This window comes from Pseudomonas sp. R2-7-07, assembly GCF_003852355.1.
In the GTDB taxonomy this organism is placed as follows: Bacteria; Pseudomonadota; Gammaproteobacteria; order Pseudomonadales; family Pseudomonadaceae; genus Aquipseudomonas.
In genome coordinates, this window is the sequence record NZ_CP027759.1 from 3,049,520 (window position 1) to 3,068,697 (window position 19,178).

At 60.2% G+C, this 19,178-nt stretch carries 21 protein-coding genes, 1 tRNA gene and 3 pseudogenes; 14 read left to right on the top strand and 11 right to left on the bottom strand.

Annotated elements, in window-relative coordinates; all coding sequences use genetic code 11:
• Positions 1-5: 5 nt before the first annotated feature.
• Positions 6-1,289 (top strand): arsenic transporter, encoded by a 1,284-nt coding sequence (locus C4J86_RS13840; RefSeq protein ID WP_124370807.1) that lies wholly within the window; start codon positions 6-8, stop codon positions 1,287-1,289.
• Between the two features lie 67 nt (positions 1,290-1,356).
• Positions 1,357-1,968: a LysE family transporter gene (locus C4J86_RS13845; RefSeq protein WP_124370808.1), complete on the top strand. Its 612-nt coding sequence runs from the start codon at positions 1,357-1,359 to the stop codon at positions 1,966-1,968.
• A 25-nt stretch (positions 1,969-1,993) separates the two neighbouring features.
• Here the strand turns inward: C4J86_RS13845 and C4J86_RS13850 are convergent, their stop codons facing one another.
• Positions 1,994-2,692 (bottom strand): tellurite resistance TerB family protein, encoded by a 699-nt coding sequence (locus C4J86_RS13850; RefSeq protein WP_124370809.1) that lies wholly within the window; start codon positions 2,690-2,692, stop codon positions 1,994-1,996.
• Between the two features lie 125 nt (positions 2,693-2,817).
• Here C4J86_RS13850 and C4J86_RS13855 point away from each other — a divergent pair, with 125 nt between their 5' ends.
• On the top strand, positions 2,818-3,345 hold the full coding sequence (locus tag C4J86_RS13855; RefSeq protein WP_124370810.1) for a DinB family protein: 528 nt from the start codon (positions 2,818-2,820) through the stop codon (positions 3,343-3,345).
• Between the two features lie 10 nt (positions 3,346-3,355).
• Here C4J86_RS13855 and C4J86_RS13860 read toward each other — a convergent pair whose 3' ends face one another.
• Positions 3,356-3,832, bottom strand: a complete 477-nt coding sequence (locus C4J86_RS13860; RefSeq protein ID WP_124370811.1) for a hypothetical protein — start codon at positions 3,830-3,832, stop codon at positions 3,356-3,358.
• Between the two features lie 224 nt (positions 3,833-4,056).
• Here C4J86_RS13860 and C4J86_RS13865 point away from each other — a divergent pair.
• Together C4J86_RS13865 and C4J86_RS13875 are read left to right on the top strand one after the other, a co-directional pair.
• Positions 4,057-4,143: transfer RNA gene (locus C4J86_RS13865), tRNA-Leu, on the top strand.
• Positions 4,144-4,479: 336 nt separating this feature from the next.
• Positions 4,480-4,881, top strand: coding sequence for a hypothetical protein (locus C4J86_RS13875; RefSeq protein WP_124370813.1), 402 nt, complete (start codon positions 4,480-4,482; stop codon positions 4,879-4,881).
• A gap of 26 nt (positions 4,882-4,907) precedes the next feature.
• Here C4J86_RS13875 and C4J86_RS13880 read toward each other — a convergent pair.
• Positions 4,908-5,161: pseudogene (locus C4J86_RS13880) on the bottom strand (hypothetical protein).
• Positions 5,162-5,278: 117 nt separating this feature from the next.
• Here C4J86_RS13880 and C4J86_RS13885 point away from each other — a divergent pair.
• Together C4J86_RS13885 and C4J86_RS13890 are read left to right on the top strand one after the other, a co-directional pair.
• Entirely contained in the window at positions 5,279-5,725 is a 447-nt protein-coding gene (locus tag C4J86_RS13885; protein WP_124367156.1) for a lipoprotein, read from the top strand.
• A gap of 106 nt (positions 5,726-5,831) precedes the next feature.
• Positions 5,832-6,197, top strand: a complete 366-nt coding sequence (locus C4J86_RS13890; protein WP_124370814.1) for a hypothetical protein — start codon at positions 5,832-5,834, stop codon at positions 6,195-6,197.
• A 9-nt stretch (positions 6,198-6,206) separates the two neighbouring features.
• On the opposite strand, the gene C4J86_RS13895 is transcribed toward C4J86_RS13890, so the two are convergent.
• Positions 6,207-6,527: a hypothetical protein gene (locus C4J86_RS13895; RefSeq protein ID WP_256660071.1), complete on the bottom strand. Its 321-nt coding sequence runs from the start codon at positions 6,525-6,527 to the stop codon at positions 6,207-6,209.
• A gap of 13 nt (positions 6,528-6,540) precedes the next feature.
• On the bottom strand, positions 6,541-6,816 hold the full coding sequence (locus tag C4J86_RS13900; RefSeq protein WP_124362997.1) for a hypothetical protein: 276 nt from the start codon (positions 6,814-6,816) through the stop codon (positions 6,541-6,543).
• A gap of 43 nt (positions 6,817-6,859) precedes the next feature.
• Between C4J86_RS13900 and C4J86_RS27245 the strand changes: the two are divergent.
• Both C4J86_RS27245 and C4J86_RS13910 read left to right on the top strand, forming a co-directional pair.
• Positions 6,860-7,015, top strand: a pseudogene (locus tag C4J86_RS27245) (integrase); the annotation flags it as partial.
• Positions 7,016-7,372: 357 nt separating this feature from the next.
• The gene (locus tag C4J86_RS13910; RefSeq protein WP_124367159.1) at positions 7,373-7,549 is read left to right on the top strand and encodes a DUF3606 domain-containing protein; all 177 of its coding nucleotides are present in this window, start codon (positions 7,373-7,375) and stop codon (positions 7,547-7,549) included.
• A 98-nt stretch (positions 7,550-7,647) separates the two neighbouring features.
• Here C4J86_RS13910 and C4J86_RS13915 read toward each other — a convergent pair whose 3' ends face one another.
• Positions 7,648-8,700, bottom strand: coding sequence for a D-isomer specific 2-hydroxyacid dehydrogenase family protein (locus C4J86_RS13915; protein WP_124370815.1), 1,053 nt, complete (start codon positions 8,698-8,700; stop codon positions 7,648-7,650).
• Positions 8,701-8,780: 80 nt separating this feature from the next.
• Positions 8,781-9,239, bottom strand: coding sequence for a helix-turn-helix domain-containing protein (locus C4J86_RS13920; protein ID WP_124370816.1), 459 nt, complete (start codon positions 9,237-9,239; stop codon positions 8,781-8,783).
• Between the two features lie 95 nt (positions 9,240-9,334).
• Between C4J86_RS13920 and C4J86_RS13925 the strand changes: the two genes are divergently transcribed.
• Positions 9,335-10,276 carry an aromatic alcohol reductase gene (locus C4J86_RS13925; RefSeq protein WP_124370817.1) on the top strand — a complete coding sequence of 314 codons (942 nt, stop codon included), beginning with the start codon at positions 9,335-9,337 and terminating at the stop codon, positions 10,274-10,276.
• A 77-nt stretch (positions 10,277-10,353) separates the two neighbouring features.
• On the opposite strand, the pseudogene C4J86_RS13930 reads toward C4J86_RS13925, so the two are convergent.
• Positions 10,354-10,869 (bottom strand): annotated as a pseudogene (locus C4J86_RS13930) (POTRA domain-containing protein); the annotation flags it as partial.
• Between the two features lie 161 nt (positions 10,870-11,030).
• A complete protein-coding gene (locus C4J86_RS13935) occupies positions 11,031-11,489 on the bottom strand; it encodes an Hsp20 family protein (protein ID WP_124363001.1) in 459 nt (152 codons plus the stop codon).
• Positions 11,490-11,718: 229 nt separating this feature from the next.
• Between C4J86_RS13935 and C4J86_RS13940 the strand changes: the two genes are divergently transcribed.
• On the top strand, positions 11,719-12,147 hold the full coding sequence (locus C4J86_RS13940; RefSeq protein ID WP_124370818.1) for a hypothetical protein: 429 nt from the start codon (positions 11,719-11,721) through the stop codon (positions 12,145-12,147).
• A gap of 59 nt (positions 12,148-12,206) precedes the next feature.
• Here C4J86_RS13940 and treS read toward each other — a convergent pair whose 3' ends face one another.
• Together treS and C4J86_RS13950 are read right to left on the bottom strand one after the other, a co-directional pair.
• A complete protein-coding gene (gene treS, locus C4J86_RS13945) occupies positions 12,207-14,270 on the bottom strand; it encodes a maltose alpha-D-glucosyltransferase (protein ID WP_124370819.1) in 2,064 nt (687 codons plus the stop codon).
• A gap of 280 nt (positions 14,271-14,550) precedes the next feature.
• Positions 14,551-15,321, bottom strand: coding sequence for an AraC family transcriptional regulator (locus C4J86_RS13950; RefSeq protein WP_124372431.1), 771 nt, complete (start codon positions 15,319-15,321; stop codon positions 14,551-14,553).
• A gap of 187 nt (positions 15,322-15,508) precedes the next feature.
• On the opposite strand from C4J86_RS13950, the gene C4J86_RS13955 reads away from it, so the two are divergent.
• The 3 genes from C4J86_RS13955 to C4J86_RS13965 are packed head-to-tail and all read left to right on the top strand — an operon-like array spanning position 15,509 to position 19,057.
• Positions 15,509-17,134, top strand: a complete 1,626-nt coding sequence (locus tag C4J86_RS13955; RefSeq protein ID WP_124370820.1) for an APC family permease — start codon at positions 15,509-15,511, stop codon at positions 17,132-17,134.
• Between the two features lie 11 nt (positions 17,135-17,145).
• Entirely contained in the window at positions 17,146-18,072 is a 927-nt protein-coding gene (locus C4J86_RS13960) for a 4-hydroxyproline epimerase (RefSeq protein ID WP_124370821.1), read from the top strand.
• A 37-nt stretch (positions 18,073-18,109) separates the two neighbouring features.
• A complete protein-coding gene (locus tag C4J86_RS13965) occupies positions 18,110-19,057 on the top strand; it encodes a dihydrodipicolinate synthase family protein (RefSeq protein ID WP_124370822.1) in 948 nt (315 codons plus the stop codon).
• Positions 19,058-19,178: the final 121 nt, after the last annotated feature.

Genomic DNA, 19,178 nt, shown 5'->3' on the forward strand with positions numbered 1-19,178 from the left:
TATTCATGCTTGTCGCAATTGCTATTTTCATCATCACCATCGTGCTGGTCATCTGGCAGCCCAGGGGCCTGGGCGTCGGCTGGAGCGCCTCCCTGGGCGCGATCCTGGCCCTGGCCTGCGGGGTGATCAGCCTGGCGGATATTCCGGTGGTGTGGCACATCATCTGGAATGCCACCGGCACCTTTGTCGCGTTGATCATCATCAGCCTGTTGCTGGATGAAGCCGGGTTCTTTGCCTGGACCGCGCTGCATGTGGCGCGCTGGGGGCGTGGCCGGGGCCGGCGATTGTTTGCCTATATGGTGCTGCTGGGCGCACTGGTGTCGGCGTTGTTCGCCAACGACGGCGCGGCGTTGATCCTCACCCCGATTGTGATGTCGATGCTGTTGGCCCTGCGCTTTTCGCCGGCGGCGACGCTGGCATTCGTCATGGGCGCGGGCTTTATCGCCGACACGGCAAGCCTGCCGCTGGTGGTGTCGAACCTGGTGAATATCGTCTCGGCGGACTATTTCAAGATCGGCTTCAATGAATACGCCGCCGTGATGGTGCCGGTGAACCTGGTCAGCGTCGCCGCGACCCTGGCCGTGCTGCTATGGTTTTTCCGTCGCGATATTCCGCAGTCTTACGACCCCGCCGACCTGGAACAACCCGCCAGTGCCATTCACGACCGTGCGACCTTTCGCGCCGGCTGGTGGGTGCTGGGTATTTTGCTGGTGGGCTGCTTCGCGCTGGAACCGCTGGGCATTCCCATCAGTGCGATTTCCGCAGTATGCGCGGTGCTGTTGCTGGTGATCGCGGCCAAGGGCCACACGATCTCCACACGCAAGGTGCTGAAAGACGCACCGTGGCAGATCGTGGTCTTTTCCCTGGGGATGTACCTGGTGGTCTATGGCTTGCGTAACGCCGGCCTGACCGACTACCTGGCCACCTGGCTCGACACCTTCGCCAACTACGGGGTGTGGGGCGCGGCCATGGGCACCGGCGTGCTCACCGCGCTGTTGTCCTCGGCGATGAACAACCTGCCAACGGTGTTGATCGGCGCGCTGTCCATCGAGTCGAGCCATGCCGTGGGCGTGGTCAAGGATGCGATGATCTACGCCAACGTGATCGGCAGCGACCTGGGCCCGAAAATCACCCCTATCGGCAGCCTGGCGACCTTGCTGTGGCTACATATTCTGGCGCGCAAAGGCATCACCATCACCTGGGGTTACTACTTCAAGGTCGGGATTGTGCTGACCGTGCCGGTGCTGTTGATCACCCTCGCCGCCCTGGCCTTGCGCCTGAGCGTGTAAAGAGACGCGGTGTTCATTCATCTCGACACTGACGTATGCTCTCGCACTTTCTCGAAAGGACGCGGGCATGCTGACGATCTTTTTCTATGCGCTGGTTTTCGGTTTTGTGTTTTGCCTGTCTCCCGGCGCGGTGCTCGCTGAAACCCTGCGCCGTGGCTTGCTCTACGGTTTCACTCCGGCTCTGTTGGTGCAGATCGGCTCGTTGGTGGGCGATGCGGTCTGGGCGGTGATCGGGCTGACTGGCATCGCGCTGCTGATCCAGCATGACGCGGTGCGCGTGCCGCTGACGGTGGTCTGCGCGCTGTACCTGGCCTGGCTGGGCATTCGCAGCCTGATGGATGCGTGGCAGTTACCGCACGTCGAGGGTGCACCCGCCAGCTCCGGGAAAAACGCCCTTGCGGTGGGCGCAGCGATCTCCCTGGCCAATCCGAAGAACATCGTCTACTGGGGCGCCCTGGGCAGCGCGTTGTCGGGCATCGTCGGCACCACCCCGAGCCATGGGCAAACCCTGATGTTTTTTGCCGGCTTCATGCTGGCGTCGGTGCTGTCATGCTTTCTGACTGCCGCGCTGGTCAACGTGCTGCGCAAGAATGCTTCGCCAACTTGGCAACGCATCAGCTATGGCGCCTGTGGCCTGGTATTGATTTATCTGGCCATTCTCGCGGCGCAGGGTATTTAACAGGCCGGGGCGCGACGGTGAGGTTTCAGGCCTTGGCCTTGGCTTGGTGCTCCAACTGCACTTGCAACTGCGCATCGATTTGCAACTGAGCGGCTAAATCGTCCAGGTAATTGCGCTCTGCGTCCTGCTGGTCATCCACCAACATGACGCTGGCCAGATACACCTCGGCCGCAAGCGCCGGGTCGCTGGCGAACTCGGCGAAATCTGCCGCATCCAGAGGCTTGGCGACTTCAGCGTCGAGCCACTGCTGCAATTGCGGGTCGTCGGTATGCTTGCCCAGCTCATCGGAGATCAACTGCTGCTCTTCCGCATCGATCCGGCCATCGGCCTTGGCGGCAGCGATCAGTGCGCGCAACACGGCGTGGCTGTGCGCTTCGATTTGCGCGCCCGACAGCTGATCGGCCGTCCGGAAGGCCTGCTGCGGCTGGCTCGCCTGTTGGCTCTGCCAGGCCTGATACGCCTTGTAGGCCATCATCCCCAGAGAAGCCAACGCGGCATAGTTCATACCACCGGCGCGCCCTTGCGCCGGGCGCGTTGCGGCGCCACCGCCCAACATGCCCCCCAGCCCACCCAATAGTCCACCCAGGCCGCCGCCGGCCGAAGCATTGCCGGCGCTGGTGCCTTTGAGCAGACCGCCAAGCAGACCGCCCAACCCGCCGCTCGAAGAAGCACCGCCCTGCCCTGCGCCGCGCAACAGTTGTTCCAGTAGATCGCTGGTATTCATGGTGTCGCCCTCCAGGGCGCATAGTGGCGTTAAATCAACCTTAGTCCGCCGCTGATGGAACACCATGACCGCCGGGCGGGCAAGCTTTATGATGGCGCCACTCCGCCATTCGAGAGGACGCATCGGTGAACCGCATTGAGCACATCAGGTTGATGGCCAGCCACAACCAATGGATGAATCGCAAGGTCTACGAAGCCGCCGGCAAGCTGACAGACGCGGCGTTGGTTGCGAACCGACAAGCGTTTTTCGGCTCGATCCTCGGCACCCTGAATCACCTGGTGCTGGGCGACACGGTCTGGCTCAAGCGCTTTGCCGAGCACCCTGCAGGCTTTTCCGCGTTGCTACCCCTGAGCACCGTCGCCACACCCGTCGACCTGAGGCAGTTGGCGTTCGCAGACATACGCGAACTCTCGGCCCAGCGTGCCTGGCTGGATCAATTGATCCTCAATTGGGCCGACAGCCTGCGGGAAACCGACCTGGACCTGCGTTTGCGCTACCACACCATGCACGGGGCAGCGGCGGAGAAGGTGTTCTTCGGCTTGGTAGCGCATTTTTTCAATCACCAGACACATCATCGTGGCCAAGTGACCACGCTGTTGAGCCAGGCCGGGGTGGATGTGGGCGATACTGATCTACTGGCGTTGTTTGACTGAGCGCGACTGATCATTTCACCTTGCTGCTCAGCGTCTCCACACTGCGCTTCAAATCATCCAGGCTGCGCTTTAAGCCCTCGATCTCGCTTTTCTGCCGATCGATAGTGCTCTTCTGCTCGTCCAATGCACGCTTGAGGCTGGCAAGCTGACTCTCATTGCTACCGGTGCTGGAGCCATCCTTGCGCTTGAATTCGTCGAAGGCGCGGTCCTGATCCTCTACTTTACTTTTGAGGCTTTTCAGTTCGCTGGCGGTAAGTTTTCGCGCCTCTTTAAGCTCCTCAATATCCCCGACTTTGATACTCGACGGATTCAACACTAACGCGGTACCCGGCCCCAATGTAGCAGCGGTCAGCGGGTCTTCCGACCGCGCTCTGCGGTCACCCCACTGCACCGCAGTCGCAGCCTGCGCCGGGGCGATTATCGCAGCGCTCAAAAAACCAACCATGCCTGCAGCCATCATCCAAGAATGCATACGGACCTTGCGCATCAACTGACTCCCTAACGAACTGCCGGGGTGGCATATCGCTATGACTGTCATTTGTAGAGCTTGTTCCTGGGTTGGGCCCATGCCATGGGAATAATCTGGAAGGCTGCGTAGATCACTGATCTGGCAGGTTTTTTCGGATAACTGTTTGTGCAGGAAAGCGTGCATCGAGGTTGCGCCGAAGCCGCTGGATCTATATATTCGCAACCCTGCTGCACCGCGCTACCGCCCGAATGGCGAAACTGGTAGACGCATGGGACTTAAAATCCCCCGCTCGTAAGGGCGTCCCGGTTCGATTCCGGGTTCGGGCACCATAGATATCAAGGGCTTGCCGGGGAAACCTGGGCAGGCCCTTATCTTTTCTGCTGCGCAACTTTAGAGTCCGCTCCGCAATTCCCTTCCTTCGGCGTCCCGCCGACCTATCTCCCTATTCATAATTTGCCTGCTACTTTGTTCACTCCACGGAGGAACACTGATGCCGAGCACCTCAGAGGCTGGTGTCAGGCGGATGCAGAAGTCGGCTTGGTCAGACAGCTCAAGTATTGAGGGCGGAGGGAATGGCCTATCCATGGGGCACCTTGAGCTTGTAATAGTCGCGACTTGCCGGTTATAAGTCGCCCGATAACGCTACAGAGTTCAAGGTGTAGGAAATGGATAACCTGATAAAGCTGCGTATCGGACTGACAATTGCGGCGGTTGTCGGGCTTGTACCAATCACCATCCTCTTCGCGGTCGGCGTAGTGGCGTTCTTTATTCCGCTCATTTTTGTCGCCAAAAGTCCTCCGCTTGGGGCGCTAGCACTTATAGGCGCAGCAATCGTCTCGGCATTCGCGATATGGTCGGCATGGAAGATCTATGCACTTTCAATGGCAGCGGCACCCGTTGTAAGCAACTCACACTTGCGGGCATCGGGAGCGGTGATTGCGATGATTTGGGGTATGGTCCTCGCGTACTGGACGCGCGATCTGCCCGAACTCACATACATATTTCTTATGCCGGGAATAGTCTCGAGCTCCATGCTCGCCCTTACATTGAAAAGAGCGAAGGCTTGAGGCGGGCGACGAGTTGGGTCAGCATTTTACCCTTCTGAATTTTCCAGCAGCACATCATTCAGCTTCTGCTCGCCCAGGCGCATCACGCTGAGACACTGCAGATCGTCGGACTTGGGCCGGGGCCGAACACCGTCACCTCTCCCTTGGCGCCGATCATGGTCAGCGCACCCACGGTGCATTCGGGATGCTCACCCGCATCGAGGTCGTCGGCGATCTTGCGCCGGGTCTTGGCAGCGTCGCGACAGTCTTCCCGCTTGAACTCCAGCAATTTGACGGTCATTCAGGCCACCATGAATTTGTTGATCTACAAGCTGCGCGCCAGCATGATCTAACATTCCGATCCGTAAAAACGTGACCAGACTGCCTGGCACTACACCAGTCAAAGGATACTGACCTAATGAAGTCAATGCTCACCGCTGCAGCGCTAATATCTGCGACGACTCTTATTGCAGCCTGTCAGAGTGGGCCATACACCCCGCCGGAGCCTAAAACTGAAGTACCGACTACCAAAATGAGCGTTGGCAACTTCATTTCACCGAAAGCGTGTACGAGTGGCACAAATACTCTGAATGGCAAATTGATTGGAGCCAGCCTATGTATCCGATCGCAGAAATATGAAGTCTTCGGCGGCCCAGATATCACCCTGAGCTTCAATCGTGAGCTCGTTACGGTGCTTACCCCTGAGGAAGCGGTCAAAGGGTTCAGAGCTACAAAATACGGCGTCACTGCTTCATTCAAGTGCGAAGAAATCCCGAAAAAAGACACCGATGAAGGGCGCTCTTATCATTGCTCCTACGATGCAAGCAATCTTCCTTTGATCAGGGCTGATATCACATTTCCATAGCCGAGCATGACACCCAATCTCGCGCCACGATTTAGCGCATTCGAAAACGTGGCGCGGATGAGCCGGGTCTACTCCGCTGAATTTGATTTTATGAGACTTCAACACCATGCACGGACGCTTGTATCTCATCGCGTTACTTCTCGCTGGCCCCGCACTGGCATCGGAGCCATCCCGCTACAGCTACGACGAAGCCCCTACTGACGGCTACATGTACGCCGTTAGGTATAAACAGGCCAAGCTGGCTTGTGAATCGCTGCCTGATGGCCTTGAAGCGGACTATGCGAAAGCGATGCGCCTTACCAAAGAAGCTAACCCCGAATTTGAGCGAACTTTCGTCAAAGGCTTAGCGGCAGATCTTAGGTGGCGCAAACCAGCGACGCCCGAAGATCAGCAGTTGGAGTGCGATCAAAGTCAGCATGCACTGCGCGTGACGGTAAGCCTCGCCCGCCAGTGGTTTCCAGGGGCATGGTAGGCGCTTGTATTATTTGGTCCGCCGCTCGACACCATCATGCGCCTTGTCACAATGCAGGCAGTGCTCGCAGCTCAGCGTCCGACATAGCCAGACCTTCACCCGCTGCCAGTACGTGACCATGAAGATGTGCCGGGCACCGGCCAAAGCCAGGGATACGTGTAGCGTCGGACCGGCGGTGGTCGGGCCGAAGAAGATATTCTGGCTACTCACCGACACAACGAAACCGGTGATGGCGATCGTGGTGTAGATCAGCTTCCCAAGATCGCCACCCTCTGGTTCGCCTACGTCTGCATCTGAGGGGCGGAATTTATGGCTGTAGACGACAGCCATCCTGAAGCCTTCGTCATTTCCTTGGAAATAGACATCTTAGAGCAACCGCAAGAGCCGCCGCTAAGAAGGAGGCAGCAATTTTCGAAGAGGAATGAATCACATTGAGAAAATCACCGAAGGTCGCCGTCTCCGGATCAGCTTTCAGGAGAAATAATACGATGAAGCCAAGATAACAGCCTAGAGCACACCCTAAAAACGCCTTCATTTCAGATCGCGCGAAAGCGATGGAGCGTTGAGTTAACAAAGCACCACTGTGGGCGGCACTTCTTAGCGACTCGTTGAAATTCATAGGCTGGTTCCTTCCATTGATTGTTGGCGGACCAATAGTAAATCAGATGCGCGACTCGCGCGCTAAGGCAGGTACCGACAAGGCAGAGTCGAGCGGTGACATTTTGCAAGCTCGTGATCAGCTCGGGCACACCACCGTGGTCATGGCCGAGAACTACATTCGCAAAAGGATCGGCAAAAAGGTCACGCCGACGAGGTGAGTTCTGCACCGCAATCATTTTCTCCCCCTTGAAAACAAAGAACTGCAAGGGGTATTAAGAGAACGCATAGCGGTGCAGAATTGACGCTATGTCATTGTTTTAAACGATTACATTGCGGACTTAAAAACCCCGCTCGTAAGGGCGTCCCGGTTCAATTCCGGGTTCGGGCACCATAGATATCAAGGGCTTGCCGGGGAAACCTGGGCAGGCCCTTATCTTTTCTGCTGCGCAATTACCCTTCTCCGGCGTTCTGCCGATCAATTGACTCCTACCAAAAATCAACCGAACTACGCACGCATCCCAAGGCTCTATCAGGCGACGCCTGGACATTTCCAGGCCAACCGCATGGAGCTGAACATGTCTGACGATCTGAAAAACCGTGGCCCGCAAGACCGTGCTCGAGTGAACACCTCCGAAGCTTGGGAGTTGAAACATTGGACGAAAGAATTTGGTGTGACCGAGCAACAGCTCAAGGAGGCAGTGAAAGCTGTTGGTCCAATGGTTGAGGACGTGCGTAAAAAGCTCGGCAAGTGAGAGTGGTGACGCCCATCTGCAGCATCAACTGAAGCCGCACCTGTTGCGGCTCCAGTCGTTGGCCTTTGCATGATGTGGCCTTCCTTGTGGCCTGTCGGTTAACCCGTGTTTGCAGCACTGAATGCGTGGATCTCCTCGACGATCTGGCGTGATGCCATTCTGATTGCCGTGGTGGTATTGCCGGCGATATGCGGCGTCAGTTGCGCGTTGGGAATACCGATCAAGGGCGAGTCGAACCGGTCTTTTTCCAGGGCAAAGGTATCGATGGCGACCGCCTTGATATGCCTGGGAAACTGACTCATGAAGGCCGCCAACTGATGTTCGTCGACGATTCCGCCGCGAGCGGTATTGATGAGGATTGAACCTTGGCGCATCTGCCGGAACTCGGCAGTGCCGAACAAGCCTCGGGTCAACGTGGTGAGCGGTACGTGGATCGAGACGATGTCCGCCTCGGCCAGTAACTGCGCAAGGCCTGCCCGTCGATCAAGCTCAAGACTGCGCGCCACCGCTTCGGTAAAACGCTCGGACCCGGTGGCGATCACCTTGATCCCCAGCGCCGCAGCCTTGCGCGCCACCTGCCGGGCAATGCTGCCGGTGCCCACCAGCCCAAGCGTAAGTTCGGCGTATTCGGGGGTGGGTGCCAAGGTGCCTTTTGCCCAGTGAGCGTTGTGCGTTTCGCCGTTGTAGTAATCCAGCTCGCGAGACAGAAACAGCGTCTGGGCCACGACGTATTCGGCAACGGCGGCCGCGTTGGAGCCCGGCGTGTTGAGTATCGCCACGCCGCACTGCTCGCACTCAAGCCGATCAATGTGATTGACTCCCGTACCGGCCTGGGCGATGGCGCGCAGTGGTGTGGCCAGCTCAGGCGAGGTGGCGGCGCGGATCAGACTGGCGCCGAAAGGGATGTTCAGGCGCGTCTTGAACACGTCGTAACCCCCGGCCCGACTCACGGCAGCAATAAACGCAGGCTCGTCATGGCAGTTGATCTCGGCGTATTGAATGCGCGTGTTGTAGTGCTGCCGGATGCGGTCTTTGTCCGCGAAATAGTGCAGGTTGAGGGTGACGGCCAGGCCCAGCTCAAGAAAGCGATCGACTTCCTCAAACAGTAGCGGCGGGCCGGGGGCATCCAGTATCAGGGTGGTAAATGCCATACAGTTGATCCTCTCGGAGGAGCGTGCCCTCTTCGGTCAAATCGAATGTCAACCTGAACATCTCCAAACTACTCATTCAATTACTCAGGCATGTTTGAATCGGCCGGAATCGGCGTGGGGATTTGCCATGAAGGTTTTTTACCGTCCTGACTGTCGTAAGTGCGCCGCGCCTCGCGGAAGTCGTCGACGTTTTCGACTACCCAGGTCCAAATAGGCGACATCCGGACCAACAGCCCCATGCCCAACGGCGTCAACTCGTACTCGACGCGGGGCGGAATTTCAGCGTATTCCCGTCGAAGCAACAGACCATCGCGCTCAAGGGAACGTAGCGTCTTCGTCAACATCCGCTGAGTCACGCCGACCATCTGCCTTTTTATCTCAGCGTGGCGCAACTTACCGTATACACCCAAGGCATGCAGGATGCCCAATGACCAGCGGCTGCCCGCGTGAGCGAGGACTTCCCGCCTGACGCCATCATCCTCTTCTCGAAGCGTCCGGCAGATAGCCTCGGCCTGCCTCAGCGCCTCCTGATCGGTCATTTCTTTCCCTGGTATCACACGTGTGCCTTCTTATAAGCGCTGCCGAATCGTGCAAGCATTTGCTCATCGTACAGGCAACAGTCTCAGGAGACATCATGACCGAAGTGACCCCGCTAGCCCCCCAATCTATTCTCGTTCTAGGCGCCGGTGAACTTGGCCTTCCAGTGTTGCGCAACCTCGCGCGGATGGCATCGCGCGCGCCTGGTTCCACCGTCAGCGTCCTGCTGAGGGAGTCGACCATCCACACTCAGGCGCCGGAGAAAAAGCGGGAAATTGATGAGCTTCGTCGCCTGGGCGTCCAAATGGTCGCTGCGGACCTGGTGAAGGATTCAATCGAGCAGCTTGCTGAAGTGTTCGCACGCTTCGACACGCTGATAGGCTGCGCAGGCATGGTCGCGGGCCGAGAAACGCCGATGAAATTGGCTAGCGCAGCACTCAAGTCCGGCGTGAAGCGCTACTTCCCCTGGCAGTTTGGCGTCGATTTCGAGGTGATTGGCCGAGGCAGCCCTCAAGACCTGTTCGACGCTCAGCTGGACGTACGCGAGCTGCTTCGCGCCCAAGACAAAACTGAATGGGGCATCATCTCGACGGGTATGTTCACCAGCTTCCTCTTCGAGCCTGTCTTTGAGGTAGTCGACTTCGAAAACGACACCGTAAACGCCCTGGGCAGCCTCGAAAACAGCGTGACGCTCACTACGCCCGATGACATCGGCATACTGACCGCAGAGATTGTTTTCTTCCAACCACGCTTGCGCAATCAAATCGTCTACCTAGCTGGCGACACCGTGACCTATGGGCAGGTTGCAAGCATCCTTGAGCGTGTGCTGGGACGTCCTTTCACACGCAACGTGTGGACTGTTCCGTATCTAATCCAGGAACTGGAGAAAGACCCCACTCACCACATCAAAAAATACCGCGCAGTGTTCGCACAAGGCAGAGGGGTGGCGTGGCCTAAAGCTGGCACGTTCAATGAGCAGCAGTCGATTCAGGTTACCACTGCGGAACAGTGGGCTCGGAAAAGCCTCGCTGGAAAGTGAGTGTGAGAAGCTAAAAACACTCCCACAATCACCAATGGTCCACCCGTTTCTGTACAAACTGGGTGCTACCTGTGGCCTACCGCAGGTTGACGCTCGGTGATGCCGCTGCCCTCGGCGCCCTTCAGGCTCTCAAGCTCGCCTTCGACAACCTGAATCCTGAGAGTGCCCTGGGAAAGGTCCTGCTGCAGCAGGTAGGCGCGACTGGTGACCAGGCCTTTGGCGAGGTACCGGTCGGTGATGACCTTCAACACTTCGTTGAGCTGCGGCACACCGAGGCATTGGCCGATGTAGGGTTTGATCAGACGCGTGCGCTCAGCCTCGGTCAGCGCATCGGCGCCGCCCAGTTCGAGGGTTCTGATCGGGAAGCAGCGGGTGTCGACGGGGGTGGCCGGTGCTGCTGTCGCAACGGACTTGCCCGGCAGGTCTTTGAGTTCGTCGATGCGCCGTTGCTGCTGTTCGAGCAAACGGTCTTGGCGGTCGCGAATCAGGTCGGTGATGCCCGGCGTGTTCTGCGCCGTGGCGGCTTGCACCCACCCGGTGGTGCTCAAGCAAACGATAACGGACAGGCCGCCCAGACGTATCAAACGCCACATGTCTAGATCCTTCTATGTGGCTCAATGCCACCAACGGGCGCGGATCTTAAAGTGGCATTTTGATGGCGTCAATTAAATGTAGAAATTTGTTTCGCTGGGCAGCCCTGCGCGATTCAAACAAAAAAGGCGCTCCGTAGAGCGCCTTCTTACCGCCGATTGCGTTACTGCAAACTCACCTGACGCAACTCAGGCTTTGCCTCGCTACCAATCGTGATGCGTTTGGGTTTGGCCTCTTCAGGCACCTCGCGCAGCAGGTCGATGCTCAGCAAGCCGTTGTTCAGGGATGCGCCACGCACTTCGATGTGGTCCGCCAGGCGGAACGACAGCCGGAACGCACGTTGGGCGATGCCCTGGTGCAGGTAAGCGACCTTCTCGTCGGTTTCGCGTTTTCCGCCGGAAACCGTCAGAACGCCTCGTTCGACCTGGATATCCAGATCCTCCTCGGTCAGGCCAGCCACTGCGATGACAATCCGGTAGGCGTCATCACCGTGCTTTTCCACGTTATGAGGTGGATAGGAATTCGGAGCCTCGCTGCGCAGCGCCGACTCGAACAGGTCATTGAAGCGGTCAAAGCCCACCGATTGACGGAACAGTGGGGCCAACGAAAGGGTAGTAGCCATTTTAAAATCTCCTGAGTTTCTCCAAGTGATTTAGTACGCGACCCGTCTTCGGCATCGCGTGATCAAAAATTTATGGACGCGCAGAAAGAATTCAAGGGGGCTGAAAAAAATTTTTATCTGGTGGATACCTCTATCGCGAGAACTGCGACGTCACCGCTTGTGCTCTAATCTTAAGCCCAGGCGTGCTTTAACCCGTGAGCGCCTGAGACAGCCCTTGAGGTATAAAAAAATGAAAATGACTCTCCCTGCCCTCGCATTGGGCATCCTGATTTCCCAAGGCGCCATGGCCGCCGGGGATGGCACTGCCGCCCTGGGCGGTGGTGTCGGCGGAGTGCTGGGCAATGTGGTGGGCCAGCAGCTCGGTGGTTCGACCGGCGCGGCCATCGGCGCCGGTGTAGGTGGCGCAGCCGGCGGTGCGGTAGGCGCGCAGAAAGGCAATCGCACGGAAGCAGCGCTTGGCGGCGGGGTCGGGGCTGCAGGGGGTTCGGTTATCGGTAACCACCTGGGCGGCAGTACCGGTTCGACCATCGGCGCAGGCCTGGGTGGCGCCGCCGGTGGCGCGGTGGGCAACAACCTGGCGGATGACGAGAGCAGCCATCGCTCCGACGGCCGCAAGCACAACGGCAACAAGCATAAACACAAGAACAAGCACCGTTGATCATCTGACGCTGCCCGGGCTGAACGACGTTAAGCGCCGTTCAGCCCGGCCTGTCAGCCTTACATCGGCGTACTGCTCACCACGCGCAACGCCAGCCCTTCATACGCATCCAGCGTAATCGTGAACGTCCCCTCTTCCGTCAGGTCCCCTTCCACCCGCTCATTGATGATGTCCACCACCGGCCCCGGTGCGATGTTGGGCAGGTGCAGGGATTCGGTGATCGGCGTGGCGCCGAAGTTCAGCGCAGTGATCTGCGTGCCCTTACCCGCCGGCAATTCGTGAACCATGATCAGCAGGCCTGGGTGCTCCACATCCGGGATCAGGATCTGGCGGCTGGCGGCGATGTCGTAGGCGCGGCGCACGCCGAGGATTTTCTGCAGTTGCGAGGCGAATGAGTCCGGGTCCTGCAACTGGCTGTTCAAGCTGCCATACAGGCTTCTGGAACGCGGCATCTGCCCGGCCGACAGCTCGGCGTCGGGGTTGAGGTCGACCAGGTCGTAGGCGCCACGATGAATCCAGCGCGTGTCACCATCGGCCATCAGGTGCGCGACTTCTTCGGCGGCCAACGGCAGCGCGCCCACCAGGTCCCAACCCGATAGCGCAAACACCCCAGGCTGCATGGCGTTGTACATCACCAGCAGCAAATGGATCTGGCGAATCTGCTGAATATCGGCTGCGGTGATGGCCTCCAGGTCACGAATGCCGAGAGCGGCGGTAATGATGCTGGCGGTGGTGCAGGACACGCCGTTGGTGACGAATTTGAGGTTATACGGCGCGTGTTCACCGGTCAGGCGTTCGTACATCTGCTCGCGGATATGCTCGCGCAGGATGTTGCCGGGGAAGGTCTGGCCCTGGAACATAAAGCTGTCATGGGCATGCAACGTCCAGAAGTGCACCAGCTCCAGGGTCAGTTCATCGTGGTTTTGCAGCGCGTGGATCAGCGAGCCAGGGTCGATGCCGAGGCTGTGCATCTGGCGCAGCATCAGGCGCAGGAATTCAGTGTCGCCCATCAGCAACGCGTGCTGGTAGGCCGGCCGGGTGATGAAGTCATAGGACAGGTCGGCGCCGCCATGGGACATGGACGCGATGTCGTCCACGGTGAGGTTGAGCTCCTGGAAACTGAAACCGCCGGCCTTGCGGATCGCCCCGCCGAGTAACTGGTTGCCGGTGATCGACAGCGGATGGCTTTCCGACCAGGCGCTGCCGTCGAGCTTGCGCTCCACGCCGAGGAAGCCGTTGGCGTCCAGGCGCAGGATTTTCGCGCCCATCACGTCGATAGCGTGCAGCGCGTCGCCGATGATCATCTGCTGGGCGGCGAAGGAGGGATCGAGCCAGTTCAGCGACGGCTGCCCTTCCTTGAAGTAATGCAGGTACACCCAGCGGCGCGGCTTGCCGTCGACGCCCACCACCACCGGCGTGGCGCTCCAGTCGGTTTCCTTGACGCCGGGCTCGAAGAAAATCACCCGCTGCAATTGGCCGACGATGTAGTGCTTGTCGCGCAGCGCATCCACCTGCGGTGGGCTCAGGTTCTGCGCGTCGCGGCCCTCGACGACATCCGGCAGCAACGGCCAGTCTTCTTCGCGGATTTCGACCATGTGATACAGGCCGGGGTAGTCTTCATAAGCCATTTCCGCCAGGCGAAAATCCGCGCCTTTGCCGGTATGCGAAGGGATCACGTCGTCGATGATCACCGCGTTGTGCGCGGCGGCCATGCGTGTCAGCGCCTGCAACTGCGCCTCGGTGCCCAGCTGCGGGTCGATTTCGAAGCTGATGCGGTCGAAATTGCCGTCGATGGTCGGCGTATGTTCGGTACCGGACAAGCCGCCGGATTTCTTCAACGGCCCGTTGTGAATGCCCTGGATGCCGATCTTCGACAGCACATGCCACAGGGTTTCGTCGCCCAGCGCTTCCAGCACCGTGCCGTCTTCGCGGGTCACGATCGATGCCGGATACGCCGTGAACCACACCGATGACAGGGCCGACGCGTCACGCGGCCGGGTTTGCGCAAAGGGCTGCTGCCACATCCGCCCCTGCCCCGAATAGAGTTTGGCCCGCTGGCGCGCCGCGTGCAGCATGGAGCCTTGCACCAGCCAATTCACATGATCGTTGTCCGCCGCCGTCATAAGCTTGATACCTGTGGTCGTGAAAGGTTACTCGTACGCATAGGAGCGACGCGCGGGTCGATTCGTTGCATTGAGATGCAGATTCAACTGTGGGAGGAGGCTTGCTGATCGTCCCCACGCTCTGCGTGGGAATGCCTCCTGGGACGCTCCGCGTCCCGCCGACCGCTGCACCTGGGAGCGACTGCGCATAGGTGACGCAGAGCGTCACGGGCTGCATTCCCACGCGGGAGCGTGGGAACGATCGTCATTAGGGCTTGCCCCCTCCCACAGTGGATAGCAGCTAAATCAAGTCTTGCGTCGCCTGTCGGTACTGCCTCGGCGTGAACCCCGTCGAGGCCTTGAACTGCCGGGTAAACGCGCTGTGGTCGGTGTACCCGCACTGCAACGCCACGTCGGTGATCGGCAGCGCGGTATGCAGCAATCGGTGGGCATGTTCGAGCCGCACCTTCTGGATCATCTGCCGGGGCGTGAGGTGGAACACGCGCTTGCAGTAGCGCTCCAGCTGCGCCACGGAGATGCCCGCAATGCGCGTCAGCTCGCCGAGGGTGACACGGCGGTTGAAGTGCGCGCGGATATGCGCGTCCACTGCCGCCAGGCGCTGGTAGGCCGGGTGGGTTTCGCTGGCCGATTGCAGGTCGACCGAGATGCCGGCCAGGCCGATGATCGTGCCGCTATCGCTGTACAGCGGCCATTTGTGCGTGAGGCACCAGCCGGGTTCGCGGCTGCCGTACAGGTGCAGCTCAAGCTGATCTTGCAGGACGAAACCCTGTTGCAGCACCCGTCGGTCCTGCTCGGTATAGCCCGGCCCCAGTTGCGCGGGGAACACTTCGGCGCTGGTCTTGCCCAGCAGCGGTTGCAGGTGCCGCAGGCCGCAGCGCTGCACCAGGGTGCGGTTGGCGAGTACGTAGCGGGCGTCGATGTCCTTGATGAAAATCGCCGCGTTGGGGATCACGTCCAGTAACGGCAACAGCTGCGCGGCGCCCGTCAGCAGTTGCTCGATGCTGTGGGGGCGGCTGCCCTGCAAGAGACTCGCAAGCATGTTCTGCACCATGACATTCATCGCCCGTTTCTGACCCCGACGCCGAGCAGAGTGCCCCATGCCCGGGACGCTGTCGAGCGCCGGCGATTGTGCTGAATTCGTCATCCATCCCCACAAAAAACATCAATCGCCGTGGGTTTATCGGGCTCACGATAGGGCCCCTGCATGCCTATCCAATAACTCACAAGAAGGCGCCGCTATGTCAGGCCAAGGCAAGTTCAAGAAACAGCTGTCATTGATGGACCTCACCTTTATCGGGTTGGGTGCCATCTTCGGTTCGGGTTGGTTATTCGCCGCCAGTCATGTGTCTGCAATCGCCGGTCCCGCCGGGATTATCTCCTGGCTTATCGGTGGCTTCGCCGTGCTGCTGCTGGGCATTGTGTACTGCGAACTCGGCGCCGCCCTGCCCCGTGCCGGTGGCGTGGTGCGTTACCCGGTGTATTCCCATGGCCCGCTGTTGGGTTACCTGATGGGGTTTATCACGCTGATCGCGTTTTCCAGCCTGGTGGCGATCGAGGTGGTCGCCTCGCGCCAATACGCTGGGGCGTGGTTTCCCGAGCTGACCAAGGCCGGCTCCAGCGACCCCACCACCCTGGGCTGGCTGGTGCAATTCGCCTTACTGTGCCTGTTCTTCCTCCTCAACTACCGCAGCGTGAAGACCTTCGCCATCGCCAATAACCTGGTGAGCGTGTTCAAGTTCATCGTGCCGCTGCTGGTGATCGGCGTGTTGTTCACGTTTTTCAAGCCGGCGAATTTCCAGGTGCAGGGCTTTGCGCCGTTCGGGCTGTCGGGCATCGAGATGGCGGTGTCGGCCGGCGGGGTGATCTTCGCCTACCTGGGGCTGACGCCGATCATTTCGGTGGCCAGTGAAGTGAAGAACCCGCAACGTACGATTCCGATTGCATTGATCCTTTCGGTACTGCTGTCGACGGCGATCTACGTGCTGCTGCAAACCGCGTTCCTGGGTGGCGTGCCCACCGAGATGCTTGCCAACGGCTGGGCCGGGATCAGCAAGGAATTGGCGCTGCCCTACCGCGATATCGCCCTGGCACTCGGCGTAGGCTGGCTGGCCTACCTGGTGGTGGCCGATGCGGTGATCTCCCCCAGCGGCTGCGGCAATATCTACATGAACGCCACCCCGCGTGTGGTGTATGGCTGGGCGCAGACCGGCACGTTTTTCAAGATTTTCACTCGCATCGATGAAAAATCCGGCATCCCGCGCCCGGCCCTGTGGCTGACCTTCGGCCTGTCGGTGTTCTGGACCCTGCCCTTCCCGTCCTGGGAGGCGCTGATCAACGTGGTCTCCGCCGCGCTGATCCTGAGTTACGCCGTAGCCCCGGTCACCGTTGCCGCGCTGCGCCGCAATGCACCGCAGTTGGCGCGGCCGTTCCGGGTCAAGGGCATGGCGCTACTGGGCCCGCTGTCGTTCATCATCGCCGCGCTGATTGTGTACTGGTCGGGCTGGAGCACGGTGTCGTGGTTGCTCGGCCTGCAGATCCTGATGTTCGTGGTGTACCTGCTGTGCGCACGCTGGGTGCCCACCGCGCACCTGAACCTCAAGCAACAGGTGCGCTCGTCGGCCTGGCTGATCGGTTTCTATGCGGTGACTATCCTGCTCTCCAAGCTCGGCAGTTTCGGCGGCATCGGCCTTATCAGCCATCCGTTCGACACCGTCGTCGTGGCGGTCTGCGCCCTGGGCATTTACTACTGGGGCGCTGCCACCGGCGTACCGGCCCACCTGGTGCGCCTGGAAAGCGAAGACGATGAAAGCGAAGCCGTCAATGACGATCGCTACAGCCCACCCCTCTCTGCAGCCACTCACTGATGGAGCCTTGCATGAAACGCCTGCACGTCATCGACTCCCACACCGGCGGCGAACCTACGCGCCTGATCATGAACGGCTTCCCGGCGCTGGCGGGTGCCACCGTCGCCGAGCAACTCGACGACCTGCGCAGCCACCACGACCAATGGCGCCGCGCCTGTCTGCTGGAACCGCGCGGCAACGATGTGTTGGTGGGCGCACTGTATTGCGCGCCGGTCACCCCAGGCGCCACCTGCGGCGTGATCTTTTTCAACAACGCCGGCTACCTCGGCATGTGCGGCCACGGCACCATCGGCCTGGTTGCCTCGCTGCACTACCTGGGGCTGATCGAGCCGGGCGTACACACCCTCGACACCCCGGTTGGCCCGGTGGCGGCCACGCTGCACGACGACGGCACAGTGACCCTGCGCAACGTGCCCGCCTATCGCTATCGCCGGCACGTCGCGGTGGACGTGCCCGGCCATGGCGCGGTGGTAGGGGATATTGCCTGGGGCGGCAACTGGTTCTTCCTGGTGTCCGACCACGGCCAGGCGTTGCAGATGAGCAACGTCGACGCCCTCACCGACTACACCTGGGCCATGCTCAAGGCCCTTGAGGCCCAGGGTATCCATGGCGCAGACGGCGCGCTGATCGACCACATCGAACTGTTCGCCGATGACGCCCATGCCGACAGCCGCAACTTTGTGATGTGCCCCGGCAAGGCCTATGACCGTTCCCCTTGCGGCACCGGCACCAGCGCCAAGCTCGCCTGCCTGGCCGCCGACGGCACACTCGGCCCCGGCGAGCCGTGGGTTCAGGCCAGCATCACCGGCAGCCAGTTCCAGGCCCGCTATGAATGGGACGGCGAACGCATACGCCCGTTCATCACCGGCCGCGCCCACATGACCGCCGACAGCACCTTGCTGATCGACGAGCAAGACCCTTTTGCCTGGGGCATCTGAGCCCCTCTTCCTACTCGAGTACCAAGGAGTCAGCACCATGAGCGACAACATCTTCACCGGCTGCATGCCCGCCCTGATGACGCCATGCACCCCGGCGCGCACACCCGACTTCGATGCCCTGGTGGCCAAGGGTCGCGAGCTGGTCGATATCGGCATGAGCGCCGTGGTGTATTGCGGCTCCATGGGCGACTGGCCGCTGCTCACCGAAGCCGAGCGCCAGGAAGGCGTGGCGCGCCTGGTGGCCGCCGGCGTACCAACGATCGTGGGCACCGGCGCGGTCAACAGCCGTGAGGCCGTGGCCCACGCCGCGCATGCCGCCAAGGTCGGCGCGCAGGGCTTGATGGTGATTCCGCGCGTGCTGTCCCGTGGCGCCTCCGCCACCGCACAAAAGGCTCACTTCGCGGCGATCCTCAACGCGGCGCCGAAGCTGCCAGCGGTGATCTACAACAGCCCGTATTACGGTTTCGCCACCCGCGCCGAGCTGTTCTTCGAACTGCGCCGCGAGCACCCGAACTTGATCGGTTTCAAGGAATTCGGCGGCGCTGCCGACCTGCGCTATGCAGCGGAAAACATCACCTCCCAGGACGATGACGTGACCCTGATGGTGGGCGTCGATACCCAGGTAGTGCACGGCTTCGTCAATTGCAACGCCACCGGCGCGATCACCGGCATCGGCAACGCATTGCCACGGGAAGTGCTGCAACTGGTGGCATTGAGCAAAAAGGCCGCCAAGGGCGATGCCAAGGCGCGTCGCCAGGCGCGGGAGCTGGAAGCGGCGCTGGCGGTGCTGTCGTCTTTCGATGAAGGCTGCGACCTGGTGCTGTATTACAAGCACTTGATGGTCCTCAACGGTGACCAGGGTTATGCCCTGCACTTCAACGAAACCGACGTGCTCAGCGACGCGCAGCGCCGCTATGCCGAGCAGCAGTACGCGCTGTTCCGCCAGTGGTACGCCAACTGGTCGGCTGAGCAGAACGTCGATTGATCCTTGTGGCGAGGGAGCTTGCTCCCGCTGGCTGCATAGCAGCCTCCGGCCTTTATTGGGGGGCGCTGCGCACCCCAGCGCAAGCAAGCTTGCTCGCCACAAATGTCTCGCGCCTACTTAC